This is a genomic window from Miniphocaeibacter sp., from assembly GCF_049276255.1.
Lineage (GTDB): Bacteria > Bacillota > Clostridia > Tissierellales > Peptoniphilaceae > Miniphocaeibacter.
In genome coordinates, this window is record NZ_JBASWB010000054.1 from 66,899 (window position 1) to 91,831 (window position 24,933).

The window sequence follows — 24,933 nt, forward strand, 5'->3', positions numbered from 1 at the left end:
ATCTAATAATTATTTTAAGCCTCTATATTGTTATTCTTTATATTTTGTAGGTATAATTCTACAGCTTTTTCTGCACTTTCAAATATTCCACTAAGTTTTAATGCCGCTTCTGCTATAGAACCTGATTCTGCTATTTTTATATTTTTATCTTCCAAGTTTTTCTTAAGTTCTTTATTCTCTGCAACAAGCCTATCGTTCTCTTCAGATAATTTTACTAGTATTTCCAATAATTCAACTTTTTTTAATTTTTTTAAACCCTTATTCTCCATAAAATATCCTCTGCCAATTAAGTTTTTAGTACTTTATCACAATCTTATTTATTATGTATATGTAAGCATATATTACTACTAGTTTATATAAATTATTTTAAGTATCTAGGGTATTATATCACAATTTATTTTAACTGCTACAGTTTTTTGTGTAATATAATAACTATGTTATACACAGTTAATAAAATAAAAGCAACGGATTAATCCGTTGCTTTCACTATTTATTAAACCTTTTAATTATTTAAAGCCTTAAAAAGTATATTTTATTAACTTTATTTTATATTAAAATATCTTAATATATCATCCTAGTTAATCAAATAATTAAATTTTATTTTTAAAAAAGCCGGTATAAATACCGACTTATTTTCTATATGTTTTCAAAGGGTTTTATAATTTCTTCAATTTTCCTATTGGTTTCATCATCTATTTCCCAGTCTAAACATCCTAAATTAATCCTTAATTGTTCTACTGATGAAACACCTGCTATTATACTCGTTACTTCTTCTTTTTGCCTTAACCAATTTAAAGAAAGTTGGACTAAAGGTTTGTCTAACTCCTTAGAAATTTTATTTAATTGATTTACAGCATTTAAATATTTTGGATAGATATTTTCATCATTTAATTTTGGATTGCCGTAACGCTCATCATTTTTAGAATAATATTTTCCCTGTTCTAAAAACCGTCCTGCTAAAAGACCTTGGAAAAGTGGAATAAATGGAAAAAAGGCCTGACCATATTTTCTCACTATTGGTAATATTTCCTTTTCTGTCCTATATTCTAATTTATGATTCCTATAATCTATAGTATTTCTTTCCAGCATATTATAAAGATTTTGTTGACTGTCTATTCCAACTAAGTTCATCATTTCTTCTGAATCTTTCGCTGAAAAATTACTTAATCCTACATATTTAGTTTTTCCAGACTCCTTTAATATTTTTAATGCTTCTGCTGTTTCCTCTAATGGAGTATTATGGTCTGGCCAATGAAGATGAACTAAGTCTACATAATCTGTTTTTAACCTTTTAAGATTTCTTTCCATTTCCCATAATATACTATCTTTTGTTAAATTATAGGATGCTGATTTTCCTGTTTTGTCCCAAACCCTTCCTACTTTTGTAGCTAAAAATACCTTATGTCGTTTTCCCTTTAAGGCCTTTCCTACAATTTCCTCTGAAACTCCATTTCCGTAAAGAGGTGCAGTGTCTATGAAGTTTATTCCCTTATCTATAGCCTCATGAATAATCTTAATATATTCATTTTCGTCCCAATTATCCCAAGTGCCACCAAATCTCCAAGTTCCAAGTCCTATTACCGAAAGTTCTTCTGAAATTCTCTTAGCTTTTTTGTAAATCATTTTACACATCCTCTATATCGAATTTTCTGTTTTTAAAGTAGTATTTTTTATCTTCTTCAGTTATTTCCCTAATAACTTTAGCAGGATTTCCTGCAGCAATTACATTGTCCGGTATATCCTTAGTTATTACAGAACCGGAGCCTATTACTACATTATTCCCTATTTTTATACCTGGATTTACTACTACATTGCCACCTAACCAAACACTATTTCCTATTTCTATTGATATTCCATATTCATAGCCGGTATTTCTATTTTCCGGATGTATTGGATGGCCTGCTGTATATATAGCCACATTTGGTCCAAACATAACATTATCACCAATTTTCACTTCTGCAACATCTAGGATTGTTAAATTAAAATTGGAATAAAAATTTTCCCCAATACTTATATTACAGCCGTAATCACAATAAAAAGGAGGAGTTATTTTAAAATTTTCTCCCGTTTGTTTAAATAATGTTTTAATAATATTTTTTCTATATATTTTATCATGTGGTAATGATCTATTAAATTCAAATGATTTTTTTTGTGCATAATTGTATTTTTTTCTTAATTCTTCGTCTTCTGCAATATATGGTAAACCATTTACCATTCTTTCTTCCATATTCATATTTGCCTCCAAAGTTCTATTTATTATAATAAAATAATTATAGTAACACCTTATATTCTATCAAATATAAATAGGCTTTTATATGTAAAATAGAATAGGCTTGCAGATAGGGATGATTATTCAAAATTTTTTAATTGAGAACCTACAAAACAAGCTCCTAAAAGACTTGCTCCTCCTAAGATTGCAACTTTTTTATAAGGCGTAACCATTCCAGCAATTATACAAGCTGCCCCTGTTGTTATATTTAATACTTGTGTGGCCTTTAATTGTTTTTTTGTAGGCCTTGGAAATCTTATATTTGTATTTAGTCTATTATTTGCCTTGTCACAAGCAGAGTCCATAACATTAAACATTTTTTTCACCATAGTCTATTCTCCTTATCTATTTTAAATTATATAATTAATTACACCTGTAGATAATGCTCCAACAAAAAACAAGCCTGACAAACTAAAGCAAATTCTATACCTAGTTTTATTCATTGGATAGGCCTTAATCATCCAAATTCCCACTATTAGTAAAACAACACCTAATATTATATTAATTGTTATAGATATTGGTGCTGTACTTTTTAACATTTTTATAATGCTGTTAAATAAATCTCTCATACTTCCTCCTTTAAATAAAAATATCCTCTACTAAATTTTGAACCATAAATTTAAATGCCCTTTCAAAATCACAGGATTTAGATAGCATCTCCTTTGAAGAAACTGTTGATAACAATATACTAAATACAGAAAAGGCTACTTCTTCAGGACATTTTAGTTTTAATTTTGCATGGTCAATAGCTTGTCTAAAAAAATCACTATTGTCATTTTCAAGTTTTGTTTTTTCTTCCACTGATAATTTATTATAGAAGGCTTGAAAATCCACAGCTTTTGTATCATATAAAAAAGGCTTACTTTCATATTCGTAATACAAATTTTCTATTGCTTCTGCAAAACCTCCCTTAGACGGAGTTTTTTTAATATCTTCAATAAATTTTTTATTTACACTAGATTGTACTTCCTCTAAGGTTTCAAAAAATAATTTCTCCTTTGATGAATACAGGTTATAAAAAGACCCTGTTGAAATATTTGCATATTTACAAAATTCACTTATGCTTGTTTCCTTGTATCCCCTATCAACCCAAAAAGTTGAGCAAATCTCACGTAATTTTGCTTTTAATTTTACTTTATCTTCCGGTGTGAAGTTTTTACGGCTAATTACCAATTAAATTCCCCTTTCGAATATTATTTGTGAATATTCATGTATTATATTCATATCTAATGATATAGGATAATTAAATATTGTCAAGGAAAACATAGAATTAAAATTTTTATAAAAATTCCTTTAATTAAAAAAAACTAGAAAACCATTATAGTTTTCTAGCTTAACTAAGTTTCAAATATTAATTTAAAAGATTATTCCTCAATTATAACCTTTGTTTTTGAAATTTTATCATAGACTATTAAATCCTTTTTCTTTAGTCCTGTTAAAATAATAGATATTATATAGACTATAAAAAGCACCATGAAAATCAATTCTATAATCCCGGTTATAACAAGAACAATATTAGATGACTTGAAAATCATATCAAATTTATCCAATATTTCACTATATCTCCATAATAAAATTAATATAATATTTCTTAATATTATTTGTCTTTTTCCTGGGTAGTTAGAATCTTTATCTAACAATCGTATTTTTAATATTTCCATTCCCAAAGTATTTCCATTTTTAATAATTGGAATAAGTATAAATACAAGAATATAGGAAAAGATTCTTACTAAATTCTGTAATATCTCTCCTTCTACATTTATTCCTAGTATAAAGTATAAAAATAGACCTATGGTAAATATTGAAATAGAGTATATTATATTTACTATGAAAAAATCCACTATTAATGCTAGGGCCCTTCTTACTAATCCTGCCCTTTCACCTGCTTTATAGACTTTTTTCTCCTTCTCTAAATTAGGTAATAATCTACTTATAATTGGAGTTATTACATAACCTAATCCTGCTCCAAAGGTATTAACTATTACATCATCAATATCGGCATATCTATAGGCCTTAGGATAAATTCCATAAATGCCTGTATATTGGGTTATTTCATAAAAACAACTAAGTAGACAACCAAATAAAATTGTCTTCCAAAAAGACACTTTAAAATATTTTCTTAAATATACTCCAAAGGGAACTGTTAATAAAACATTAAATGCAACTGTATAGAAACTTGATGATTTTAATGCCGGTAGCCATGTACTCCTATCTGCTAAACTAAAGCCGGTTCTTTCTAGAAATGTTTCTACAAATAAAAATGGCTTTAAATTCGGTTCAATATCGGGCATTTCAGCAACTGCATCAAAGGACGGTAAAGGCAATAAGGTCATAAACCATGCTGTAATCATATATAAAATAAAGGAAAAAAGAACTATATCCCTTCTTATCATTATTCCGTCATATTTTCTATATTGAAAAATAGCCACAGGTATAACTAAAATATAGATTATCATTAAAGATACTACTATACCACTGACTATTGGTGTAAAATAAACTTCCATTTAAATCTCCTTTTTACATAGTACTATATAATTTTATACTTAATTTGCTTATAATACAATTTAATATAGTCAACCATATTATAATTTTAGTTGACCATCTTCTTATTTATTGGTATACTTTTAAAAAAAATAGGAGATACTATATAAATGAATATTAATTTAAAATCTAATTTAAAAACCAGGGACTTAACTTACATATCTGTATTTATTGCAATTATTGCCATTTGTTCTTGGATTTCTATTCCAATGACAATTCCTTTTACCTTACAGACCTTTGCTATTTTTATTACTATAGGTCTTCTTGGAACTGTTAAAAGTTTTTTAGCCATACTACTATATATTTTTTTAGGAGCAATAGGTTTACCTATTTTTTCTAATTTCACCGGTGGATTTGGAGTATTGTTTGGCCCTACCGGCGGATATATTTTAGGCTTTTTATTTACAGCTATTGTTACCGGTATTTTAATAGACTTACTTCCTAAAGAAAATATTTTTTTAATAGGAGCAATGCTAATAGGCTTATTAGTTTGTTATTTTTTAGGAACTATTTGGTTTGTTTTAGTCTATACAAATAATAGTGGATATATTTCAATTTATAAGGCACTATCCCTTTGTGTATTTCCCTTTATTATTCCTGATTTGGTTAAAATCGGCCTAGCTAGTATAATAATTAATAAACTAAAAAGAAATATTAATTTATAAGGAGAAAATTTTGACAGTTAAGGAAAAAGTTCTTTTATTTTTAGAAAATAATAAAGGTGAATTTATATCTGGAAATTATTTAGCAGATAAGTTAAATGTAAGTAGAAATGCTGTTTGGAAATCCATTAATTCTTTGAGAAAAGAAGGCTATGAAATTGATTCTGTAAAAAACAAAGGCTATTGTTTATTGGAAAATAATTTTATTTTATCGAAGCAAAGTATACACAAATATTTAAAAATCGATAATTTAAATATTGAAGTTCATAAAACCTTAGACTCTACAAATGACTTTTTAAAAAAATATGCTGAAAATAATTGTCCAGAGGGAAAAATAATTATAGCTGAAGAACAAACACAGGGTAAAGGCCGGCTAGGAAAATCCTTTTATTCTCCTGCCAGTTCAGGTATTTACCTTAGTATTTTATTAAGACCAAAATTACACGCAAGTCAAGCCTTGTATATAACCACCTGTGCTGCCGTAGCTGTATCTAGGGCAATAGATGAAATTTCTGGTGAAAATTCCCAAATAAAATGGGTTAATGATATTTTTTTAAACAATAAAAAAGTTTGTGGAATTTTAACGGAAGCCTCTTTTGATTTAGAAGGTGGAGCAATGGACTATGCAATTTTAGGTATTGGTTTAAATTTAACCAAACCTTCCGGTGATTTTCCAGAGGAAATAAAGGATATTGCAGGCCATATTTTCCATAAAGACAATTTACCAAAAGATTATAAAAACAAGATAATTGCCGAAGTAATAAATAATTTCTTTGAATACTACCCAAATATAGAAAATAAGGAATTTTTAAAGGACTATAAAGAAAGATCCTTAATTTTAAATAAGCCTATTTATATTTTTAGGGGAAATAAAACTGAAGAGGCTACAGCCTTAGATATTGACAATGAATTTAGGTTAAAAGTATTAAGGAAAAATGGCGAAATTGAATACCTTTCTTCTGGAGAAGTAAGTATAAGAAAAAAATAAGGCCTCTGCCTTATTTTTCATCTTTATATACTATTTTACCATTGCAAACTGTGTATTTTATTTTTCCAGTTAACCTATTACCAATATATGGGGAATTATTTGACTTAGATACAAATTCTTCAACTATCCATTCTTCCTTGTCATCAAAAATTACAAGGTCAGCCTTAGAGCCTTCTTCTAAATACCCTATATCTAATTTATATAATTTTGCAGGGTTTATTGTCATTTTTTCAATTAAGTCCATTAAAGTCAAATGACCTTTATTTACTAGGTATGTTATTCCTACAGCTAGGGAGGTTTCCAGTCCTGTAAGTCCACTTGGAGCCTTTGTAATTTCCTTGGCTTTTTCCTCCTGACTATGAGGTGCATGGTCTGTAACTATCATGTCTATTGTTTTATCTTGAAGGCCTTTAATTATTGCTTTTATATCGGCTTCTGTTCTTAAAGGCGGATTTAATTTTGCAAGGGTTCCCTTTTTAATTATTTCTTTATCTGTTAAGGAAAAATGTTGTGGTGTTACCTCTGCTGTTACATTAGCACCTATCTTTTTAGCAAATCTTACTACTTCCACAGCCTCTTTTGAGCTTAAATGTTGCATATGAACTTTTGCTCCTGTATCTAGTGCTAACATACTATCTCTTGCTACCATTGAGCTTTCTGAAACCCTTGGAGCACCTTTAATTCCTAGTTGAGATGAAACTTCCCCTTCATTTACTCCGGGATAGCCTATTAAACTAGGATCTTCTTCATGTAAGCTTAAAGGTGTATCTAACTCCCTTGCCTTTACCATTGCCTTATGTAAAAAACCGGCGTTCATAATTGGGATTCCATCATCACTAAAACCAACTACTCCCAATTCTAAAAGTTTTTCCATATCTACAAGTTCTTTCCCTTTTAAGCCCTTACTAATAGTTGCTACGGTTTTAACATTTATTGGACATTTTTTTGCTTTTTCTAAAAATCCCCTTAATATTTCTTCATTATCTATTACAGGATTTGTATTTGCCATGCAAACAACAGTAGTAAATCCACCTTTTGCAGCTGCAGCAGAACCTGTAAAAAGATCTTCCTTATAGGTTAAACCTGGATCACGAAAATGAACATGTACATCAATAAGCCCTGGAGCAACTACTTTTCCAGCTGCATCTATTACATATTCATACTCTTTTTCATTGTTGGCCTTCCCAATATATTTAATTATATCTTTGTCAATTACAATATCTGTTATTTCTTCAAGCTTTGACCTTGGGTCTATTAATTTACCATTTTTTATTAAAATCATACTATCCTCTCTCTTCTTTTATCTCTTATACTATTATACCCTTATTATTAATATAAAATTTTTTCTGTTTTAATGTTATAATGGTTATAATTCCTGCAATTCTAAATATTTTAAAAGGGGTAATAGAATTGATTATTCGACAAGAAAACACTAATGATTATAAAAATATTCATAATTTAATAAAATTTACATTTAAAAACGCTTCTTATAGCCAGGGTAATGAACATACTCTAGTAGATTCCCTAAGACAGGGTAAATCTTTTATACCTGAGTTATCCTTAGTAGCAGAAGTTAATAATAAAATTGTTGGTTATATACTTTTTACTAAAGCAAAAATCGGTGATGAAGAAATTCTAAATTTAGCACCTATGGCTGTCCATCCTGATTTTCAAAAACAGGGAATCGGAAAAGCTTTAATTGAAAAAGGCCATGAAATAGCAAAAAAGTTAGGCTATAACTTCATAGTTGTAGTAGGATATGAAAGTTATTTTCCAAAATTCGGCTACCTGCCAGCTTCTTATTTTGGAGCAAACCCACCTTTCCATATACCTGACGATATTTTTATGGCTATAGATTTAAATAACAGCATGGCTGTATTAAGAGGTAATATTGAATTTGCCAATGAATTTTTCGAATAGAAAATTCAAAAATTTTATAAAAAAATTACCTTGAAAAATTGGTTTTCTACTAATTCTTCAAGGTGATTTTAAGATGCCTATATGTCTAGAATTTATTGAAAAATCTATTTAAATATAACTGCCTTAACTTTAAATACTTAGAAATTCCTCTATTTCCTCTCCAGCATCATAACCCATATAATAAAGTCTATTTAATTCATCTTTCTTCTTAGATAAGGTATCTACACCAAAATTATCTGTTGGTGCAAGAATTAAAACCTTATTTCTTAATTTTTCATCGGTCAATACCTTATTTAAAACCCTATTATATTTATTGGCCCTATTATAAATTGCCTCTACTGTTTCAGGATATTTCTTTAATATTATTTTCGACATTTTATCGGATTTTCTTAGTGACTTTTTAAAGTTTTTTGGTCTCGATAATACTATTATAATTTTTTCACATCCATCTTCTAAGGCCTTTTTTATTGGAATAGGGTCGGCTATACCACCATCATAATATCTTTTCCCATCCCTTACAAAGGGCTTACTTACTATTGGAATTGTACTAGAGGCTTTACAGAGCCAATAATCATTTCTTTTCATTTCCTTTTTATTAAAATACACTGCTTTTCCTGTTTCTGCATCTGTAGCAACTACATTTAAATTTGTTTTAGATTTTATAAAAGTGTCATAATCTAAAGGATTTTCACCATCTTCATTGGATAAAACGGAATAGGGATAATCTAAATCGCAATACTCTCCTTTTTTTATGAAATTTCTAATACTCATATATTCTTTTCTAAAAACATAATCAATGTAAAATGTATAATTTCTACCTCTTTGTCTTGCTGTATAGGTTGTTAAATTACCACTTCCAGCTGATACTCCTAAAGCATAATCAAAATATATTTTTTTATCTAGGCAATAATCTAAGACCCCGGCACTGTAAATAGCCTTCATTCCTCCACCAACATCAATTATTCCTATCATAATATCTTCTCCATATTAATAAATTTTTTTATGTATTATATTATATAATAAAAAACTATAAATTAAAAAGCATTTGATTAAATCAAATGCTTTTCTCTACTAAATAAGTGACATTATTCCATTATATACTTCTGTCCACTGCTCTTGTGTTACTATTTCATCATCTAATTTTTCATCGCCATCATCATCTGTTCTGCTATATAATTCTAAAATAGCAGCATCCCCATTGATTAATCCTAAAGCGTAATCATTTAATTTTGGAAATACTTCTTTAAATCTAAGTACTTCCTTTTCTTCTTCCCTTGTTAACCAATCTTTTGTATATTGTTTTATTTCATCTATATTAATATTCATTTCTGCTAGTTCTGAAATCCAATCTTCTGCTAAATCAACTAGTTCTAATTCATCGTTTACTTTATCATCGTCTACATCACCAGTGTCCTCTAATAAATCTAGTAAATCATCAATATCATCATTGGTCATTTTTACTGTTGAATTTACATTAGTTTCTGTAGGATTAATTTCTAAGGGTTTAGTTTCAACAGCTTCTGTTTCTACTTCCTTTTCAACTGTTGCTTTTATTTCTGTAGTTCCTTTACCTTTACAAGCTACTAAGGTCATGGCTAAAATTGTTACAACTATTAATATTTTAATTTTCTTATTCTTTTTCAATCTTTTCACCTCACCTATATTATACTATACAATATATAATATAGGCTTTAAAATACTATTCTTAGAAAAATTGTAACTTTATTTCACATACCTTTCACTAGGGTTTTTATCAAAATAATCTATAAAATCATACATTCCATAACCATCAACATCTATTCTAGTACCTGGAATTCTTGAAACTAAATTATAGTTTGACTTATTCGGATAATCATCTGGAGCCCAGCCTCCAATACCTATTGCAATATTATTGTATTTAACTCCATTAAATATTCCACTAATTAATCTATTATATCCGCTACCATTAAAGACACTGCTAAAAGGTATTGCTAATGTGTTTACTTCATAACCATTTGGAAGGTATTTTTCTAGATTAGCCTTTTGAGTTGCTATTTCTTCCTCTATTTTAGTTGGATTTTCCTTTAAATCTATATGGTTTATTGTATGGTTTCCTATATCCATTCCACTTTCTATCATTAGCTTAAACTTATATTCTATATATTCCTTTTGCTCAAAAGGTATTTTCCCACTAATGAAAAATGTAGCATAAGGATTATAATATTCTAATTTTCTATCTAATTCTTTTAAAATTGCATAGGATGAATCAGGATCAATTTCACCATTTTCCAATATATTGAATTTATTTCTATTTCCATCATCAAAGGTCATAACATAGGGAGTATATCCACTAGGTATATTTATTTCACCATTCATATAATCCTTTAATGAAACAGGTAAATAACCCTTTTTATATAAATTTAAAATATCATATTTTAAACCTTCTGGAGTTCTTTGATACCTATGTTCTTCTTCCCCTACATCATGATAGGTAAATATCATAACCTTACCACTTGTATTTGATTCCATTGGCTCTGGTAAAGTTGCATTTTCAAAATTATAATCTATGCTACCAATAATTTGATCTTCTAGGTATTTAGGTAATAACTTTTCTCCACCTGTAAATACTACATTCGCAGGAGATAATTCTCCTATATATTTTATTATTGCTCGAGAAAATCCCTTATATCCTGATAATAATATTGGTTTGCCTAGAGAAGAAGCTACTAAAGCATCTGCATAATCTATTCCACTACTAACTACTATTTCACTATTTTCTTTTCCTAAGTATTTTATAACAGCTAGAGAAGTATCATATCTGTCAGAACCGTAAATTAACTCCCCTTTAAATTCCTTTAAATTTAAAGATTTTAAAGAGCCAACAGCATAATTAGCCCTGTCTAAATACTTGCTTTCACCATTTATTAAAAGTATTGGTTTATTTAACTCCTTAGCTAAATAACTAGCAGATAGGGCATCTGGATAATCATTTCCTCCTGCCACTATTATATTTTCCTCAACTAGTCCATTTATTTCTTCAAATTTCTCTAAAACTTTCTCACTTGTTTCATAACGGTCTTTTCCAGCTAGTCTTTCATAGTCAATATTTAAAGTTTTAATTAAATTCTCTCTAACTTTACTTTCTCCACCAACTACATATAGCTTACTGACTCCTAATCTTTCTATTTCATTTCTTACTTCATTAGCCATACTATTACTTTCTACTAGTAGGATTGGTGCCTTTAGTATTTGTGCCAATGCTCCACTTGAAATAGCATCTGGAAAATCCTGGCCACTTGTAATAACAGCAAATTCTGAACTAGAAAAATTATTTTTAGAAAATTCTACAGATGTTAAATATCTATTACTACCACTAATCCTTGTAATTTCAGTAAATTCTTCACTGGCAAAAGAGCCAGGTACTTTAATTACCAAAGTGGTTATTAATACCAAGATAATTAAAATTTTTTTCATATTTTTTCATATACCTCCCAACATTTAAATCTTTCATTAAATTTCAACGCCTACTAGTCATATATTTCCTTATTTACTTTGAATTTAATTTAAAAATTTTTAAATTTTTCTTAGCTTAAGCAAAACTAATAGTTAGGCTTATTACAACTTCTTAATTATAGCCTATTAATAATAATTTATAAACAAAGATTATTGTTAATATTAAATATAAATATTGACTATGACTGTTCTTCGTGATAATATCAACACACTATTCTTTTTATATTATAAGGAGAGATATTATGAGTTTTGGTGCCATACTTTTATTAGGAGTAGGAGTATCTGCAGATGCATTTGCTGTAGGCGTCTGCAAGGGTTTAAGTTTAAAAAAATTTTCAACTAAATTTGCCTTAATAATCGCTTTATTTTTCGGTGGTTTTCAGGCAATTATGACATTTCTAGGATGGGCTTTAGCAAGTCAATTTAGCCATATTCTAGAAAGTATAGATCATTGGGTTGCATTTATTTTACTGGCAATACTTGGTGGTAAAATGCTATATGAATCCTTTCAAACAGAAGAAAATTGTGGTTGTCAAAAACATGATGTAAAAATAGATTTAAGGGAAATGCTTATGCTTTCCATAGCTACAAGTATAGATGCTTTAGCTGTTGGAATATCCCTAGCCTTTGCCGGAATAGCTATTTTTATACCAACTATTACCATTGGCATAACAACATTTCTATTTTCTTTTCTGGCTGTTATTATAGGTTTTAAGTTTGGCTCTATATTTCAAAAATATGCTGAAATGGCCGGTGGAATAATCCTTATTTTAATAGGAGTTAAAATTCTCCTTGACCATACAGTGTTTATTGCCTAACAGAAATCTTTAATTGCCTTATAGGTAAAAAATATTATTTTAAAAATTAATAAATATATTAAAAGTAGCTACTTAAATAAAATAGCTACTTTTAATATTTTACACTAACCCTAATAATATTATTTTCAAGTCCAAGTCTTTCTTGTAATTCCTTACTTAATTCCAAGTGAAATTCCGTATCCGATGCAATATCTTTAAAATCATATTCTACAGCATTAACAATAGTTCCTGAACCATAATTGGTTTCATATTTATCTGTACCAACTATTTTCATATGTTCTTCATATCTATTACCTTCAAGTAGACCTAAATTATTAATTTTTGTATTTATAATAGCTCCGCCTAATATCTTTTCATTAAATACAAGCTTAAAATCTTTTTTACCTACTATAATAAAATTATCTTTAATTTCCTTATCATCAATAAGTATATTATACTTAACTTCATTCTTAGCTAGCTCTTTAATTTCTTCCTCTGTTAAATAGCTTAAGGTTTTTTCAATAAACTTTTCAAGGCTTTTAAAATTTTCTTCATAGTCTTTATTTAAACTTTCCAATTGCTTAATTTTTTCTTCGTTACTAATATCGGAATTATTTTCTGTCTCTTTATTACTATTATTACTACAACCGAAAAATACCATTGTAATAAAAACTAAAAAAGTTAACAAGGCAAATTTCTTTTTCATTTTCTTTCCCCCTTATTTTATCTTATAAATATATTATAATAAATAATATTGTCCAATAATTTACAAATTAGTTAATTTAACCTTACAATATCCTAACAAATCTTGTTATAGGATTCCTATTTTTACCTATAATATTATTTTAAACTAATATTGTAATAATCTAAGTTTCTTTCCAAACTAATATTAAGCTGTTCCAAATTGTTAACCTATATATACAAAAACAAATTTTTGACTAATCCTAATTATGAATATTATAAATAATTTGCTTCTCTCCTATAGACTTCCAAAAAATACAATAAAAAAAGCCTATGGCAGAGCCATAGACTATTCCTCATTTACAAATTCCATATTTCCATATAGTTTTGAGCTTAAGCTTAAGCCTATAAAGGACATAATAAATAAAAATGCTAATACTACTAAATATACTACAAAAATATTTTCAGTAATACTAATGAAAAGACCTAAAAGGAAACCTCCCAGTACCAGAACCAGCATGTCTACCCCTAGCATTATAAATTCTGTAATTGTCTTACCGATTTTTCCACCAAGCACTTCTCGTAATATTAAGTCTACATATAGTATTGTGGCATGAACCATAAAATACAGTATTGCATTTAAGGGAATAAGGTATAAGGGTAATCCAAATATTATATTAATTGGTAATACTAGGGCTAGTCCCTGTATTAAATTCTTTATATTTTGTAGTAGTGTGGCGTAAAACACCTTATTTCTTCTAGTGTCCGGAATTAAATATATATAGTAATTATCAAATTCTTTTCTCCAAGAATTCATCTTGCTAAAAAATATTGCCATATATGCCGATGCTCCATAAATGACAATTGCCATAGTTTTTACATCGATTTCCGCATCTTCCATTTTAAATATTATTCCAAAAATTACACTTATGGCTAAAAATATTATAGCTTTTCCATACCTGCTTAATAGGGAGATTTTTTTAAATTCATCTACTTGTTTGTAAAAAATTGCCTTTGACAATTTTCCCTTAGTAGAAAAATCTATCTTTCTAGCCTTTGTTTTCCCCCCTACTATGTGAATACCGCCATCTTTACTTTTCTCTATTGCTTTTTCATATTCTTCTGCAAAGGACATGGCATCTTCATAAAATTGTCCGGTGGATTTCATTTTCTTAGCTATAATAAATAGTACTAGGGCTGAAGTAAAGTATAAAACACTGGCTATAATATTAAAGGTACTAGGTCCTATTAAAACAAGTTTTAGAAATCCTATTTCCCAACCGAATATAGGAATTATTAATATAAGATCTCCTGTTAGGAAATTCATAACATTTTTTACACTTAAACCCTCTTGTAATAATTTATAGGCTAGTAAGGTCATAATAACCAAAAGTATTCCAAATACAAGATACTTTATAATATTCTTTCCCTTGTTTGTTAAACTTTCATTTCCATACATTATAACTGCTAAGGATATTTGTATAAGATTTGAAAAAACCAATCCTGTTATTGCAATTATTAGAGCTTTTAAAAGCGGAATGTTAAAAATAAATACTGCTGCAATAAAATATATAATATATTCAACAACATATACCAATAAGTTTTTTGCCATTCCATAAACTATTATGGATTTTGGTGAAGTTGGACCTGAAAAAATAAAGTTAATATCTGCCTCTTTAAATATAAGGCCCTTTCTCTTTAAATAAGATAAGGTTGAGGGCATCCCTAAAAATATTGCTACTACTGTATAAATTGCAATATAGCCTTTAGCATTGTTTAAACTAAAGGTTTCAATTGCTCCTTTGAAAAAGAATGGTAGCATAATAAAATACAGTACAAGGAAAATCATTCCTATGCTCTTTAAAGGTTTTCTTTTAAAATTCTTTAATCTGTTAATAAAAGTTCTCTTATAATAATATAAAAATCCCCTATTCATCTTCTTCTCCTGTTAGTTCAAAGAATAATTCCTCCAGGTCCTTGTCTCCCATTTGATTTTTATAATATTGTCCAACCTTTCTTCCCTCTTTCATAAGTATCATCATATCCCAAATATCCTCAACCATTTCAAGCATATGGGTACTTATTAAAATAGTACAATTTTTTTCCTTTAATTCTTTTATTATGATTTTTAACTCTTTAATTGCCTTAGGGTCTAAACCAACCATTGGTTCATCTAACATAATAACCTCCGGCTCAACTGCTAGGGCACAACATATACTAACTTTTTGCATCATACCTTTTGAAAGTTCATCTCCTAATTTGTCCTGTTTGTCTGTTAGGTCAAATCTTTTTAAGAGGTAATCAATTTTTTCATTATCTATTTCTAAACCATAGGCCTTTAAAATATATACTATATGCTCTCTTACTGTTAACAGAGGAAACATTGCCGGTATTTCAGGAATATAACCAAATACCTTTTTTGCCTCTATGTCTTTATTTTCTAAGTTGTTTATTTTTATTTCTCCAGTGTATCTTAAAAGTCCGGCTATAGACTTTATTATTGTAGATTTACCTGAGCCATTTGGTCCAATTAATACTCCAACTGTACCACTTTGTATATCGAAACTAACATTATCTACTGCTAATGTCTTATTATATTTTTTACTAAGTCCAATAACATCTAACATATTATACCTCCCTTTTGTATCTATTTAATAGTACACTATATCATCTATGATTTCAATGCTTTTTCACACTTAATGACTAAAGTAATGCTTTTAGTAATATAATTCTTTAGAGGAGCTTGTATGAAGATGATTTTATTAACTATTTTACCTATACTTTCTATTATATTTTTAACTTTTATCCTATATAATTTTAAGAAATATCTTTTTGTAAAACCCTTAGCTGATGATTTAACTTCAAATAAAAAATATATTCCGATAAAATATAGGATAAGAAAAGTTATTCCTTTCTAGCTTTCTTTTTGTCCATATGGACTTTAATTTTAGCTATATGCTCTATTTTATTTACTATTTTTATAGCAACAGGCATTGTAGAAATTTAAAAAGACGTGGCTCTTCCACGTCTTTTAATCTTATTTCTTCAAAATATTATTTATTTTATTTTTAAATCCTCCTAGTATATTTTCCAGTTCTTCTACTTTAAATATATAGATTAAAAGAAAATAAACTACTACTGCCACAACAATGGCAATTATTAAACTAAGTATTGATGCTATTCTACCTACTAATAAGTTATATATATAGTAGGAAATAGCTCCCATTATTAAACTTGCTACTATCATTTTTAGATTTTCTATAATAAATTCTTTAGTTCCATTAAATTTCCCAATTTTTTTCCTAAGCCTAATTATTAACATTCCAGCTCCAATTATAGAACCTAGGGATGTTCCCAAGGCAAGTCCCGGTAGGCCAATAATATTAGCTGCCATAACACTTAAAACCAAGTCTATGATTAAGGTCAATAGGGAGTTTATAGTTGGCGTTCTTGTATCTCTTAAGGAGAAAAAAGCCTTGGAGAATATATTCATAAAAGCTATTCCAATTAATCCTAGGGAATAGAATTGTAAGGTTAAAATAGTTAGTGGAGTAGCCTCTGGTTTCCACTCCCCTCTATTAAAAACTACATTTACAATAGGTGCAGCATATATAATTAAACCTACTATAGCTGGATATATTAAAATATTCATTGAATTTAAAGATGATAGTATACTGTTTTTAAATTTACTTATTTTACCTTCTGCAGCATTTTCACTTAAGGTAGTATAGGCTACAGTTGACACTGCCCCTATTACTACTGCATTTACCAATTCACTTAACTGTGAACCATAGTACATAATAGACAACCCACCATCTGATAAATAGTAAGTAGCTAGGCCTTGGTCTATTAAGTTTCCAATACTATTAATAGATACTCCAAATATTACCGGTAGGGCTAGGTAAATCATCCTTCTTATATTTTCATCCTTTAAGTCAATTTTTGCTGTCCACTTAAAGTCTGTCCTTTTTACAGCCGGAATATAAGGGATGTACTGCACAATAGTACCAATACAAAGTCCTATAGGAAGTAGATAAATATTAATTTTTGCACCAAGTATTATTGCTATTATAATAAAAATATTTAAAATAAATACTTGTAAGGCGGGAACTATAAATTCCCCTTTTGCATTTAAATATCCTCTATATACAGTAGATAACGATGTTGCAACAATACTTATTAAGGTAATTCTTAAAAAATTTACTGCTAAATTATAGGTTGCAGGAGTAAATTTATATATTTTGGTTACGGCACCTGCAAATATTTCAGAAAAAACCAAGAATATTATACCTAGTACAATACTAATATTTCCTAAATTACTAGTAAATCTATTTGCTATTAAAGAGCCTTCTTCCTTTTCCAATTTTTTATAAATTGGAATAAAGCCCGTTGATATCCCCGATGCTATAAATGCAAATATAATTGTTGGTATTTGTAATGAAAAATTAAAGGCATCTGCTACCTTTCCTGTTCCAAAAAAATAAGCAAGGAGTATACCTTTAAAAAATCCTAAAATTTTTGAAACTATTGTAATAATCATTAATATAAATGCTGTTGCTTTCATCTTCTACTCCAATTTATTCCAGTGTAATTTACCTGCTCTTTACTTCTACAAGGACTAATTCCCCTTGGTTAAATACTCGTATTGGTATTAAACTACTGCCTATTCCCCTACTAATTATTAAACTTGTATTATCTTTCTTATGTAAACCTTCTACATAAGCTGGCAAAATCCCTTGATTTGGTGCTAGTATTGCTCCAATAAAGGGAATTTTTATTTGACCACCATGGGCATGACCGGAAAAGACTAAATCTACACCGGTTTTTACATATTCTTTAAAATACTCAGGTCTATGGGATAATAAAATATTAAATTCATCTTCCTTTATTAGGTCCTTTAATTTGCTAAACAAATGCTTTTTCCCATAATATTGTGGGTCATTAAGTCCTATAATATTTATTTTAGAATTTTCCTTTTCCACTTCTAAGGAAGAATCCTCAAGAACTTCTACTCCAATATCTTTCATTTTTTCTATAAATTGTGGAAATTCTTCTAATCTTGACTCATGATTTCCTGTAACATAATAAACAGGTGCTATTTTTATTATTTCCTCTAAGGTTTTTTCCACTATTTCATATTTAGGGTTTCTACTATTAATAATATCGCCAGTAATAAAAATAATATCTGGCTTTGTGGCTTTAACCTTATTTAAGAAATAATCTTCTTGGAGAAATTTTTTATTATGATAATCGGATATTTGTAAAATTCTATAATTATTAAAACTCTTTGGAATTTTACTATTTTCATAAGTAATTTCTGTTATTCCAAGGCTAAAATTTTCATATATAGTAAAAATTATAAAAACAAGTACAAGAAATAATAAAAAATACTTTATTAACATTTTTTTATTCCTCTGCAATTTCATAGCCATTTCTTTCTAATTCCTCTATAGCTCTTTTAAGCTCTTCTTTTTTTATTAAAATATAATCTGTATTAAAGGTGGAAATAACAAATATAGAAACCTTGATGTTAGTTAATATCTGTGAAATTTTAGCTATTATTCCAACTAGTGAAAAATCCAAAACCCCTTCTATTACCATAGACTTCCAACCTCTTTCAATTTCCCTAGCATTTAATGGAAGATTTTTTTCTTCACAAACTAAGGATTTCTCTTCATTGGTCTTTCCAATAAAAATAAAATCGTCATTTAAGTCTACGTATTTATAATCTTCTACCTTGCAAACAGCAAAATCTCTATTTAGTACCTTTATTTTCACTATGCTTTTCCTCTAATTCCAATAATTTTTTCTTTATGGAAATTCCTCCACCATATCCTACAAGTTTACCATTTTTTCCAATTACCCTATGACATGGAATAACTATTACTATAGGATTTTTATTATTTGCATTTCCAACTGCTCTGGAAGCTTTTTCATTGCCTATATCTACAGCTATATCTTTATAGGAGAAAGTTTTACCATAGGGAATTTTCTTTAAAGAATTCCAAACCCTATTTTGAAAATCTGTCCCCTTTGTTTCTAAAGGTAGATTAAATTCCTTTCTTTTTCCTTGTAAATATTCTTCTATTTGTTTAAAGGCTTCTTTTATAAGTTTTGTTTCTAGAAGCTCCCCTTCAAAATTTTTCGAAAAACTAATATTTGTTATATGGGAATTTTCCTCTGCTATATATAAATCACATAAATCTGTACTATATTTATAATATTTTTTCATTTTATTTTCCTTTTTAGGTTCTTATATATAATACCTATTATTTTACAAGAAATTTAATACTATTTACTTATTATACCAAAAAAGCAGCCATATATATGACTGCCTAATATTAATATCCTATTATTTTCTTTAGTACATGTTCTCCTTTAATTGGTAATTTACTAAATTGGCTTCCAATGCCATTTAATAAAGCCCCATTTATTGCAGGAGCTGGTGTATTTATTACTACTTCCCCAATGGATTTAGCACCGAATGGTCCTGTTGGCTCATAACTTTCTTGAAAATCTATTGTTAATTCACCTATATCTTTTCTTGTTGGAATTTTATATTGTAAGAATTCATCAGTTAAAAGTCTTCCTTCTTTTGAATAAACAACATCTTCATATAAGGCTAAACCTATTCCCTGTACAACTCCACCTTCAACTTGAACCCTTGCTAAGTTTTCATTAATAACCGTACCACAATCTACTACTGCAACATAATTTACTACTTTTACCTGACCAGTTAGAATATCTGTTTCTAACTCTGCAAATCCTGCTACATATGGTGGTGGAGATGTGTCTGAACCAAAGGAACCTGAACCCATTATGGTTTTTCCCTCAGCACCGGAGCTTAATTCCTCTGCCAAATCCTTTAATGACATAACTTCTTTTCCTGTATTAGTCATAATCATTCCATTAATAAGGTCCATATCTCCAAAATAAATGCCTGTTTTTTCTGAGGCCTCTTTTAAAATATTTCTCTTTAATTTATTAGCAGCCCTAACTACTGCTCCTCCTGTTACATATACACCACTTGACGCATAGGAGCCAGGGTCATAGGGAGTAATGTCCGTATCGGCGGCAATTGTAATAATATCATCTATCTTGCATTTTAAAATTTCCGCTGCCATTTGACTTAAAACAGTATCTGCTCCGGCACCGTTATCTGTTGCACTAATTAAAAGTGAAAAGTCTCCCTCTTCATTTAACTTTATATTTACTGTTGAAGTATCAATATTGGCAATTCCCGACCCTTGCATTGTAATAGCCATTCCTACAGAGCGAATATTACCATTTGATAAAACCTTAAATGGATATTTTTCTTCCCAATCTATTAATTCTTTACCTTTTAAAATACATTGTTCCAGCTTGGAACTTAAAATATTTTGATTATAGGCAAGAGTTGTTTCCCCTTCCTTTGTAATATTCTTAAGTCTTAATTTCGTTGGGTCCATATTGATTTTTTTAGCTAATTCATTTACTGCCGATTCAACAGCAAAACAACCTTGTGTCGCTCCATAACCTCTAAAAGCTCCAGCAGGAACCTTATTAGTATAAACTACTTTCCCATGAAATCTTGCAGATTTTAACTTATTATATAAAGGTAGGGATTTGTCACCAACAAGGCCTAAAGTAGTAAAGGCGTGTTCGCCATAAGCTCCCTGATCTGACAAGGCGTCTAAATCAATTACATTTATAGTACCGTCTTCTTCTGCCCCAATTTTTACCTTAACTCTCATTTTATGTCTTGTATTTGAAGCTGTATAATTTTCTTTTCTTGAAAGTTTAATCATACAGGGCTTACCGGTTTTCATCGTTGCAAAAGCTGCGTATATTTCCGTTACAGATGTTTGTTTACCACCAAAGCCTCCACCAATTCTAGGTTTTATTATTCTAATTTTCGATGAAGGAATTCCCAAGGCCACTGATAACTGTCTTTTTATATGAAAGGGAACTTGAGTAGATGTTATAACAGTAAGTCGCATTAAATGGTCATAATACGAATAGGACCTATAGGTTTCCATCATACTATGGGCTTGTTCCTGCATTGTATATTCTTCTTCTATTTTTACTGGAGACTTTTCGTAAGTTTTTTCAGGATCTTCTCCAAATACCTTATTTATTTCTCCAACTATGTTTTTTGAAAGATCGTATTTTACAAAATCCTTAGAACCTTTAAAAAAAGTTCCATCTTCTTCTGAATGTACTTTTATATGACTTTCTTCTGCTTTTTCAAAATCCAATAAAGGTTCTAAAACCTCATACTTTACTTTAATTAAGTTTAAGGCCCTGTTACAGATTTTTTCATCTGCAGCAACAACAATAGCTACAGGGTCTCCAACATATCTAACATGTTTATCCAATAATAACCTATCATATGGCGATAATTCCGGATAGGTTTGTCCAGCCATACAAAATCTGTTTTTAGGAACATCTTCATAGGTAAAAACCCCTTCAACGCCAACAGTTCTTTCAGCTCTGGATTTATCTATACTCTTTATTATTGCATTAGCATAAGGACTTCTTAAAAGTTTTACACATAAGGTATTTTTAATAGCTAAGTCTTCTGTATATATAGGTTTACCTAAAGTTATAGCTTCACTATCTATTTTTTTTATCTTTTTTCCTATGTTTCCCATATTTATACCTCTAAATATTTCTGTATAGCTCGCATTTGACTAGCATAGCCTGTACATCTACAGAGATTTCCCATTAAATATGTTTTAATTTCCTCATCGGTAAATTTTTTATTCTGTCTTTTTAAGGCTATAACATTCATTATAAAACCAGGATTACAAAAACCACATTGGTCTCCACCTTCTTCGGCTAAAAAAGTCCCAAACTTTTTAGCTTCTTCCTGTACACCTTCTATAGTAGTAATACTTTTCCCTAAGGCCCTTAAAGCCAAATATCCACAGGATAAAATTGGAACACCATCAACCCAGACTGTACAAAGTCCACAACTTGAGGAGTCACACCCTCTTTTTACACTAGTAAATCCTAAATGTCTTAATACATCAATTAGCATTCCTTCAGGTTTTACATGAGTAACATACTCTTTCTCATTAATCATAAGCGATATTTTCATTTAAAACCTCCTTTAATGCCTTTTGAAGTAACCCTTTTGATAAATGTGTTCTATATTCCTTTGACCCTCTCATATTAGTTCCAAACTCAACTTCATTAATAAGAATTTCTCCGGCATTTTTTACAAGATCATCAAAGGTTAAAATATCGTAATGTTCTGTAATATATTCAGAAGTCCTTTCTGCAATTACCGCCTTCATTGGTCTGGACCCGACAACTACCTTAAATTCATCCTTTATTCTTGATAGAGTTAAATTTAAAATACAAAAATCCCCAGCAGTAGCCCTTACACCTGTATAATATGCAAAGCTCTCCTCAATAGGGATTTCCACTTCTATTAAAATATCTCTGTTTCCTGATGTTTTCTTTCTATTTACAAAATCGGATAAATTCATCCAACCATCATTATATAGATGCACCCTTGCATTTAAAGCCAAAAAAACAGGAACTATATCGGAAAATCCATAATTTGCATATACAGAAGCACCTACTGTTGCCATATTACGCAATTGTTTTGAAGATATAGTTTCTATCATTTTTTTTATAACTCCACCTGAATAACTTTTTAAAAAGCTATTTTCCTCTAATTGAGATAGAGTTACAGATGTACCTATTGAAATAATTCTGTCATTAATATTTATTTTATTTAAATGTAAGTTAGATAAATCTATTCCTACACCTAATTTTTTATTGCTCATCTTTAAAAACATATTTCCACCTAAGACCATATTCCTTTTTGACTTAGTCAAAATATCGTAAGCATCTTTTATGGAATCAGCTTCATAAAATTCCCTTAAAGTAAACAATAGTTCCCCCTTAAATTTGAAAAAAAGTATTATCTAACAATGAAATTATATCATATTTAATAAGTAATAAATATGCAAACCGTCATTTTTCGGTATTTAAAAAAACAAAAAAATATTGTCATCATCTATGAAATAATACAAAAATAGAAAAAACATTTTATTTAAAGGTCATTTTCTAATTAAAAATTTCCAATAATATTTTTCGATTTTATCTTAAATTATATATAATTATTAAATATATTATTTACTTATTTATATAAAATATTATAGTTATTATTCCCTAAAATATTTTATATTTATATAATTAACCGTGTTTTTTTGTCTATTTATCAACATTTTATAAAACTTTTCATAAGTATTTATTTACTATTTTCATTATTGTGGTAACATTAGTATATTAGCATATATTGTTAATATATTTTTCATATTTCATAGGAGGAAAAGATGGATTATTTTAAAAGAATTACAGAATTAACAGAAGATTTATTTAACAATCCTGAACTGGGATTTAAAGAATTTAAAACTTCTAAAAAAGTTCAAGATGAACTTAAGTTTTTAAATCCCAATGCTGATATTGAAATTTTCTCTAAAACGGGAATTAAAACCTATCTGTCTAGGGATAAGAATAAAACTATTTGTTTTTTAGCTGAACTTGACGCTGTTTATGCTCCTTCTCATTTTAATGCTGATCCAGAAACAGGTGCTGCCCATAACTGTGGACATTTTACACAAATAACCGTTGCTCTGGCTCTATATCAAAGACTTATTACAAATGAGAAATATAAAAACTGGGACTATAATCTCTGCTTTATATTCATTCCAGCTGAAGAATATGTAGATTTGCCTTACCGTAAAGAACTTGTTGAGAAAGGTGAAATCGTTCATTTAGGTGGAAAGGCTGAAGCTATGCGTCTAGGTATTTTTGATGATATTGATGCTGTTTATTGTGTACATTCAATTGGAGAGGACTTTGACAAACCTACAATTGAATTATATTGTAACTTAGCCGGCTTTATGTATAAGTATTATACTTTTGAAGGTAAAACATCCCATGCAGGATTTGACCCTTTTAGTGGAGTTAATGCCTATAGTATGTCTACCTTATTTAATGTTGGAGTTGGATTAAGTAGACAACAATTTATTGACACCCAATCCATTAGAATAAACCCTATTATTATGGACGCAGATATGTCAACAAATGTTATTCCTAATGAAGTGAAAATAGGAACAGATTTACGTTGTAAAACCATTCCATATATGAAGGAAATGTCTAAAAAGCTCGATAGAATTGCAGAAGGCTCTGCCTACTCCCTTGGTGGTACCGTTACCATAGAAACGGATATGGGCTATTTACCTTTTGTACAAAATGATTATTTAAGTTCTTTTGCCATGGATACATATAATGAGTTTTCAGATACTTTAGCATTAATTGATGACAGGGGAGATATTGCAGCAGCTGGAGATATTGGAGATTTGTCCTATATTATGCCTTGTGCTCAAATAAGCTATGGTGGTTTTAAGGGAACTATTCATGGAGACGATTTTAAGTTAGACGATGAAAATTTTGTTCTAAATACCTTTCCAAAATATTTAGAAAGATTATTTGAAAACTTAAATGGAAATATTGACCCTAGCAAATTATATAAAAGAACATATAATGAATATAAAAAATTAATTGATGAAATATAAAGGAGTT

At 28.9% G+C, this 24,933-nt stretch carries 27 protein-coding genes; 6 read left to right on the forward strand and 21 right to left on the reverse strand.

Going from position 1 to position 24,933, the window contains the following annotated elements:
• Positions 1-14: 14 nt before the first annotated feature.
• The 7 genes from WAO56_RS06160 to WAO56_RS06190 form a co-directional block, all read right to left on the reverse strand.
• Positions 15-269 carry a hypothetical protein gene (locus WAO56_RS06160; RefSeq protein WP_422143320.1) on the reverse strand — a complete coding sequence of 85 codons (255 nt, stop codon included), beginning with the start codon at positions 267-269 and terminating at the stop codon, positions 15-17.
• A gap of 367 nt (positions 270-636) precedes the next feature.
• Positions 637-1,623 carry an aldo/keto reductase gene (locus WAO56_RS06165; protein WP_422143319.1) on the reverse strand — a complete coding sequence of 329 codons (987 nt, stop codon included), beginning with the start codon at positions 1,621-1,623 and terminating at the stop codon, positions 637-639.
• 1 nt (position 1,624) lies between these two features.
• Positions 1,625-2,233, reverse strand: coding sequence for a sugar O-acetyltransferase (locus WAO56_RS06170; RefSeq protein WP_422143318.1), 609 nt, complete (start codon positions 2,231-2,233; stop codon positions 1,625-1,627).
• Between the two features lie 116 nt (positions 2,234-2,349).
• A complete protein-coding gene (locus tag WAO56_RS06175; protein WP_422143317.1) occupies positions 2,350-2,598 on the reverse strand; it encodes a hypothetical protein in 249 nt (82 codons plus the stop codon).
• A gap of 21 nt (positions 2,599-2,619) precedes the next feature.
• Complete coding sequence (locus tag WAO56_RS06180; protein ID WP_422143316.1) at positions 2,620-2,838, reverse strand: hypothetical protein; 219 nt, start codon at positions 2,836-2,838, stop codon at positions 2,620-2,622.
• Between the two features lie 10 nt (positions 2,839-2,848).
• Positions 2,849-3,442: a TetR/AcrR family transcriptional regulator gene (locus WAO56_RS06185; RefSeq protein WP_422143315.1), complete on the reverse strand. Its 594-nt coding sequence runs from the start codon at positions 3,440-3,442 to the stop codon at positions 2,849-2,851.
• A gap of 191 nt (positions 3,443-3,633) precedes the next feature.
• Positions 3,634-4,773, reverse strand: coding sequence for a VanZ family protein (locus WAO56_RS06190; RefSeq protein WP_422143314.1), 1,140 nt, complete (start codon positions 4,771-4,773; stop codon positions 3,634-3,636).
• Positions 4,774-4,920: 147 nt separating this feature from the next.
• Here WAO56_RS06190 and WAO56_RS06195 point away from each other — a divergent pair, with 147 nt between their 5' ends.
• A complete protein-coding gene (locus WAO56_RS06195; protein WP_422143313.1) occupies positions 4,921-5,475 on the forward strand; it encodes a biotin transporter BioY in 555 nt (184 codons plus the stop codon).
• 10 nt (positions 5,476-5,485) lie between these two features.
• Positions 5,486-6,460, forward strand: coding sequence for a biotin--[acetyl-CoA-carboxylase] ligase (locus WAO56_RS06200; RefSeq protein ID WP_422143312.1), 975 nt, complete (start codon positions 5,486-5,488; stop codon positions 6,458-6,460).
• Positions 6,461-6,470: 10 nt separating this feature from the next.
• On the opposite strand, the gene WAO56_RS06205 is transcribed toward WAO56_RS06200, so the two are convergent.
• Positions 6,471-7,742 carry a dihydroorotase gene (locus tag WAO56_RS06205; RefSeq protein WP_422143311.1) on the reverse strand — a complete coding sequence of 424 codons (1,272 nt, stop codon included), beginning with the start codon at positions 7,740-7,742 and terminating at the stop codon, positions 6,471-6,473.
• A 128-nt stretch (positions 7,743-7,870) separates the two neighbouring features.
• On the opposite strand from WAO56_RS06205, the gene WAO56_RS06210 reads away from it, so the two are divergent.
• Positions 7,871-8,380, forward strand: coding sequence for a GNAT family N-acetyltransferase (locus WAO56_RS06210; RefSeq protein ID WP_422143310.1), 510 nt, complete (start codon positions 7,871-7,873; stop codon positions 8,378-8,380).
• A gap of 129 nt (positions 8,381-8,509) precedes the next feature.
• On the opposite strand, the gene WAO56_RS06215 is transcribed toward WAO56_RS06210, so the two are convergent.
• The 3 genes from WAO56_RS06215 to WAO56_RS06225 all read right to left on the reverse strand — a co-directional run bounded on the left by WAO56_RS06215 (position 8,510) and on the right by WAO56_RS06225 (position 11,833).
• Positions 8,510-9,352 carry a patatin-like phospholipase family protein gene (locus WAO56_RS06215; RefSeq protein ID WP_422143309.1) on the reverse strand — a complete coding sequence of 281 codons (843 nt, stop codon included), beginning with the start codon at positions 9,350-9,352 and terminating at the stop codon, positions 8,510-8,512.
• 99 nt (positions 9,353-9,451) lie between these two features.
• A complete protein-coding gene (locus WAO56_RS06220; RefSeq protein ID WP_422143308.1) occupies positions 9,452-10,024 on the reverse strand; it encodes a hypothetical protein in 573 nt (190 codons plus the stop codon).
• A 78-nt stretch (positions 10,025-10,102) separates the two neighbouring features.
• Positions 10,103-11,833, reverse strand: coding sequence for a cell wall-binding repeat-containing protein (locus WAO56_RS06225; protein WP_422143307.1), 1,731 nt, complete (start codon positions 11,831-11,833; stop codon positions 10,103-10,105).
• A gap of 281 nt (positions 11,834-12,114) precedes the next feature.
• Here WAO56_RS06225 and WAO56_RS06230 point away from each other — a divergent pair, with 281 nt between their 5' ends.
• A complete protein-coding gene (locus WAO56_RS06230) occupies positions 12,115-12,690 on the forward strand; it encodes a manganese efflux pump MntP family protein (protein WP_422143306.1) in 576 nt (191 codons plus the stop codon).
• A 91-nt stretch (positions 12,691-12,781) separates the two neighbouring features.
• Here WAO56_RS06230 and WAO56_RS06235 read toward each other — a convergent pair whose 3' ends face one another.
• The 3 genes from WAO56_RS06235 to WAO56_RS06245 all read right to left on the reverse strand — a co-directional run bounded on the left by WAO56_RS06235 (position 12,782) and on the right by WAO56_RS06245 (position 15,977).
• Positions 12,782-13,375: a hypothetical protein gene (locus WAO56_RS06235; protein WP_422143305.1), complete on the reverse strand. Its 594-nt coding sequence runs from the start codon at positions 13,373-13,375 to the stop codon at positions 12,782-12,784.
• Between the two features lie 324 nt (positions 13,376-13,699).
• A complete protein-coding gene (locus WAO56_RS06240; protein ID WP_422143304.1) occupies positions 13,700-15,286 on the reverse strand; it encodes a putative ABC exporter domain-containing protein in 1,587 nt (528 codons plus the stop codon).
• Positions 15,279-15,977 carry an ABC transporter ATP-binding protein gene (locus WAO56_RS06245; protein ID WP_422143303.1) on the reverse strand — a complete coding sequence of 233 codons (699 nt, stop codon included), beginning with the start codon at positions 15,975-15,977 and terminating at the stop codon, positions 15,279-15,281. Before WAO56_RS06245 ends, WAO56_RS06240 begins: the two co-directional genes overlap by 8 nt.
• Positions 15,978-16,097: 120 nt before the next feature.
• Between WAO56_RS06245 and WAO56_RS06250 the strand changes: the two genes are divergently transcribed.
• Complete coding sequence (locus tag WAO56_RS06250; protein WP_422143302.1) at positions 16,098-16,268, forward strand: hypothetical protein; 171 nt, start codon at positions 16,098-16,100, stop codon at positions 16,266-16,268.
• 119 nt (positions 16,269-16,387) lie between these two features.
• Here the strand turns inward: WAO56_RS06250 and murJ are convergent, their stop codons facing one another.
• From murJ to WAO56_RS06285, 7 genes are all read right to left on the reverse strand, one after another.
• Positions 16,388-17,914, reverse strand: a complete 1,527-nt coding sequence (gene murJ, locus WAO56_RS06255) for a murein biosynthesis integral membrane protein MurJ (RefSeq protein ID WP_422143301.1) — start codon at positions 17,912-17,914, stop codon at positions 16,388-16,390.
• Positions 17,915-17,942: 28 nt separating this feature from the next.
• Positions 17,943-18,752 carry a metallophosphoesterase gene (locus WAO56_RS06260; protein ID WP_422143300.1) on the reverse strand — a complete coding sequence of 270 codons (810 nt, stop codon included), beginning with the start codon at positions 18,750-18,752 and terminating at the stop codon, positions 17,943-17,945.
• A 4-nt stretch (positions 18,753-18,756) separates the two neighbouring features.
• Entirely contained in the window at positions 18,757-19,128 is a 372-nt protein-coding gene (locus WAO56_RS06265; RefSeq protein ID WP_422143299.1) for an ACT domain-containing protein, read from the reverse strand.
• Positions 19,106-19,582: a methylated-DNA--[protein]-cysteine S-methyltransferase gene (locus tag WAO56_RS06270; protein WP_422143298.1), complete on the reverse strand. Its 477-nt coding sequence runs from the start codon at positions 19,580-19,582 to the stop codon at positions 19,106-19,108. Before WAO56_RS06270 ends, WAO56_RS06265 begins: the two co-directional genes overlap by 23 nt.
• A 109-nt stretch (positions 19,583-19,691) precedes the next feature.
• Positions 19,692-21,983 carry a xanthine dehydrogenase family protein molybdopterin-binding subunit gene (locus WAO56_RS06275; protein ID WP_422143297.1) on the reverse strand — a complete coding sequence of 764 codons (2,292 nt, stop codon included), beginning with the start codon at positions 21,981-21,983 and terminating at the stop codon, positions 19,692-19,694.
• 2 nt (positions 21,984-21,985) lie between these two features.
• The gene (locus tag WAO56_RS06280) at positions 21,986-22,432 is read right to left on the reverse strand and encodes a (2Fe-2S)-binding protein (protein WP_422143296.1); all 447 of its coding nucleotides are present in this window, start codon (positions 22,430-22,432) and stop codon (positions 21,986-21,988) included.
• Positions 22,410-23,237, reverse strand: coding sequence for an FAD binding domain-containing protein (locus WAO56_RS06285; RefSeq protein ID WP_422143295.1), 828 nt, complete (start codon positions 23,235-23,237; stop codon positions 22,410-22,412). Before WAO56_RS06285 ends, WAO56_RS06280 begins: the two co-directional genes overlap by 23 nt.
• 444 nt (positions 23,238-23,681) lie before the next feature.
• Between WAO56_RS06285 and WAO56_RS06290 the strand changes: the two genes are divergently transcribed.
• On the forward strand, positions 23,682-24,926 hold the full coding sequence (locus tag WAO56_RS06290; protein WP_422143294.1) for a M20/M25/M40 family metallo-hydrolase: 1,245 nt from the start codon (positions 23,682-23,684) through the stop codon (positions 24,924-24,926).
• Positions 24,927-24,933 lie beyond the last annotated feature (7 nt).

Bases quoted from the DNA above. Each gene is read 5' to 3' on its own strand.
- WAO56_RS06160 (WP_422143320.1), bottom strand. From the start codon at position 269: ATGGAGAATAAGGGTTTAAAAAAATTAAAAAAAGTTGAATTATTGGAA.
- WAO56_RS06165 (WP_422143319.1), bottom strand. From the start codon at position 1,623: ATGATTTACAAAAAAGCTAAGAGAATTTCAGAAGAACTTTCGGTAATA.
- WAO56_RS06170 (WP_422143318.1), bottom strand. From the start codon at position 2,233: ATGAATATGGAAGAAAGAATGGTAAATGGTTTACCATATATTGCAGAA.
- WAO56_RS06175 (WP_422143317.1), bottom strand. From the start codon at position 2,598: ATGGTGAAAAAAATGTTTAATGTTATGGACTCTGCTTGTGACAAGGCA.
- WAO56_RS06180 (WP_422143316.1), bottom strand. From the start codon at position 2,838: ATGAGAGATTTATTTAACAGCATTATAAAAATGTTAAAAAGTACAGCA.
- WAO56_RS06190 (WP_422143314.1), bottom strand. From the start codon at position 4,773: ATGGAAGTTTATTTTACACCAATAGTCAGTGGTATAGTAGTATCTTTA.
- WAO56_RS06195 (WP_422143313.1), top strand. From the start codon at position 4,921: ATGAATATTAATTTAAAATCTAATTTAAAAACCAGGGACTTAACTTAC.
- WAO56_RS06205 (WP_422143311.1), bottom strand. From the start codon at position 7,742: ATGATTTTAATAAAAAATGGTAAATTAATAGACCCAAGGTCAAAGCTT.
- WAO56_RS06215 (WP_422143309.1), bottom strand. From the start codon at position 9,352: ATGATAGGAATAATTGATGTTGGTGGAGGAATGAAGGCTATTTACAGT.
- WAO56_RS06225 (WP_422143307.1), bottom strand. From the start codon at position 11,833: ATGAAAAAAATTTTAATTATCTTGGTATTAATAACCACTTTGGTAATT.
- WAO56_RS06230 (WP_422143306.1), top strand. From the start codon at position 12,115: ATGAGTTTTGGTGCCATACTTTTATTAGGAGTAGGAGTATCTGCAGAT.
- WAO56_RS06235 (WP_422143305.1), bottom strand. From the start codon at position 13,375: ATGAAAAAGAAATTTGCCTTGTTAACTTTTTTAGTTTTTATTACAATG.
- WAO56_RS06240 (WP_422143304.1), bottom strand. From the start codon at position 15,286: ATGAATAGGGGATTTTTATATTATTATAAGAGAACTTTTATTAACAGA.
- WAO56_RS06245 (WP_422143303.1), bottom strand. From the start codon at position 15,977: ATGTTAGATGTTATTGGACTTAGTAAAAAATATAATAAGACATTAGCA.
- WAO56_RS06250 (WP_422143302.1), top strand. From the start codon at position 16,098: ATGAAGATGATTTTATTAACTATTTTACCTATACTTTCTATTATATTT.
- murJ (WP_422143301.1), bottom strand. From the start codon at position 17,914: ATGAAAGCAACAGCATTTATATTAATGATTATTACAATAGTTTCAAAA.
- WAO56_RS06260 (WP_422143300.1), bottom strand. From the start codon at position 18,752: ATGTTAATAAAGTATTTTTTATTATTTCTTGTACTTGTTTTTATAATT.
- WAO56_RS06270 (WP_422143298.1), bottom strand. From the start codon at position 19,582: ATGAAAAAATATTATAAATATAGTACAGATTTATGTGATTTATATATA.
- WAO56_RS06275 (WP_422143297.1), bottom strand. From the start codon at position 21,983: ATGGGAAACATAGGAAAAAAGATAAAAAAAATAGATAGTGAAGCTATA.
- WAO56_RS06280 (WP_422143296.1), bottom strand. From the start codon at position 22,432: ATGAAAATATCGCTTATGATTAATGAGAAAGAGTATGTTACTCATGTA.
- WAO56_RS06290 (WP_422143294.1), top strand. From the start codon at position 23,682: ATGGATTATTTTAAAAGAATTACAGAATTAACAGAAGATTTATTTAAC.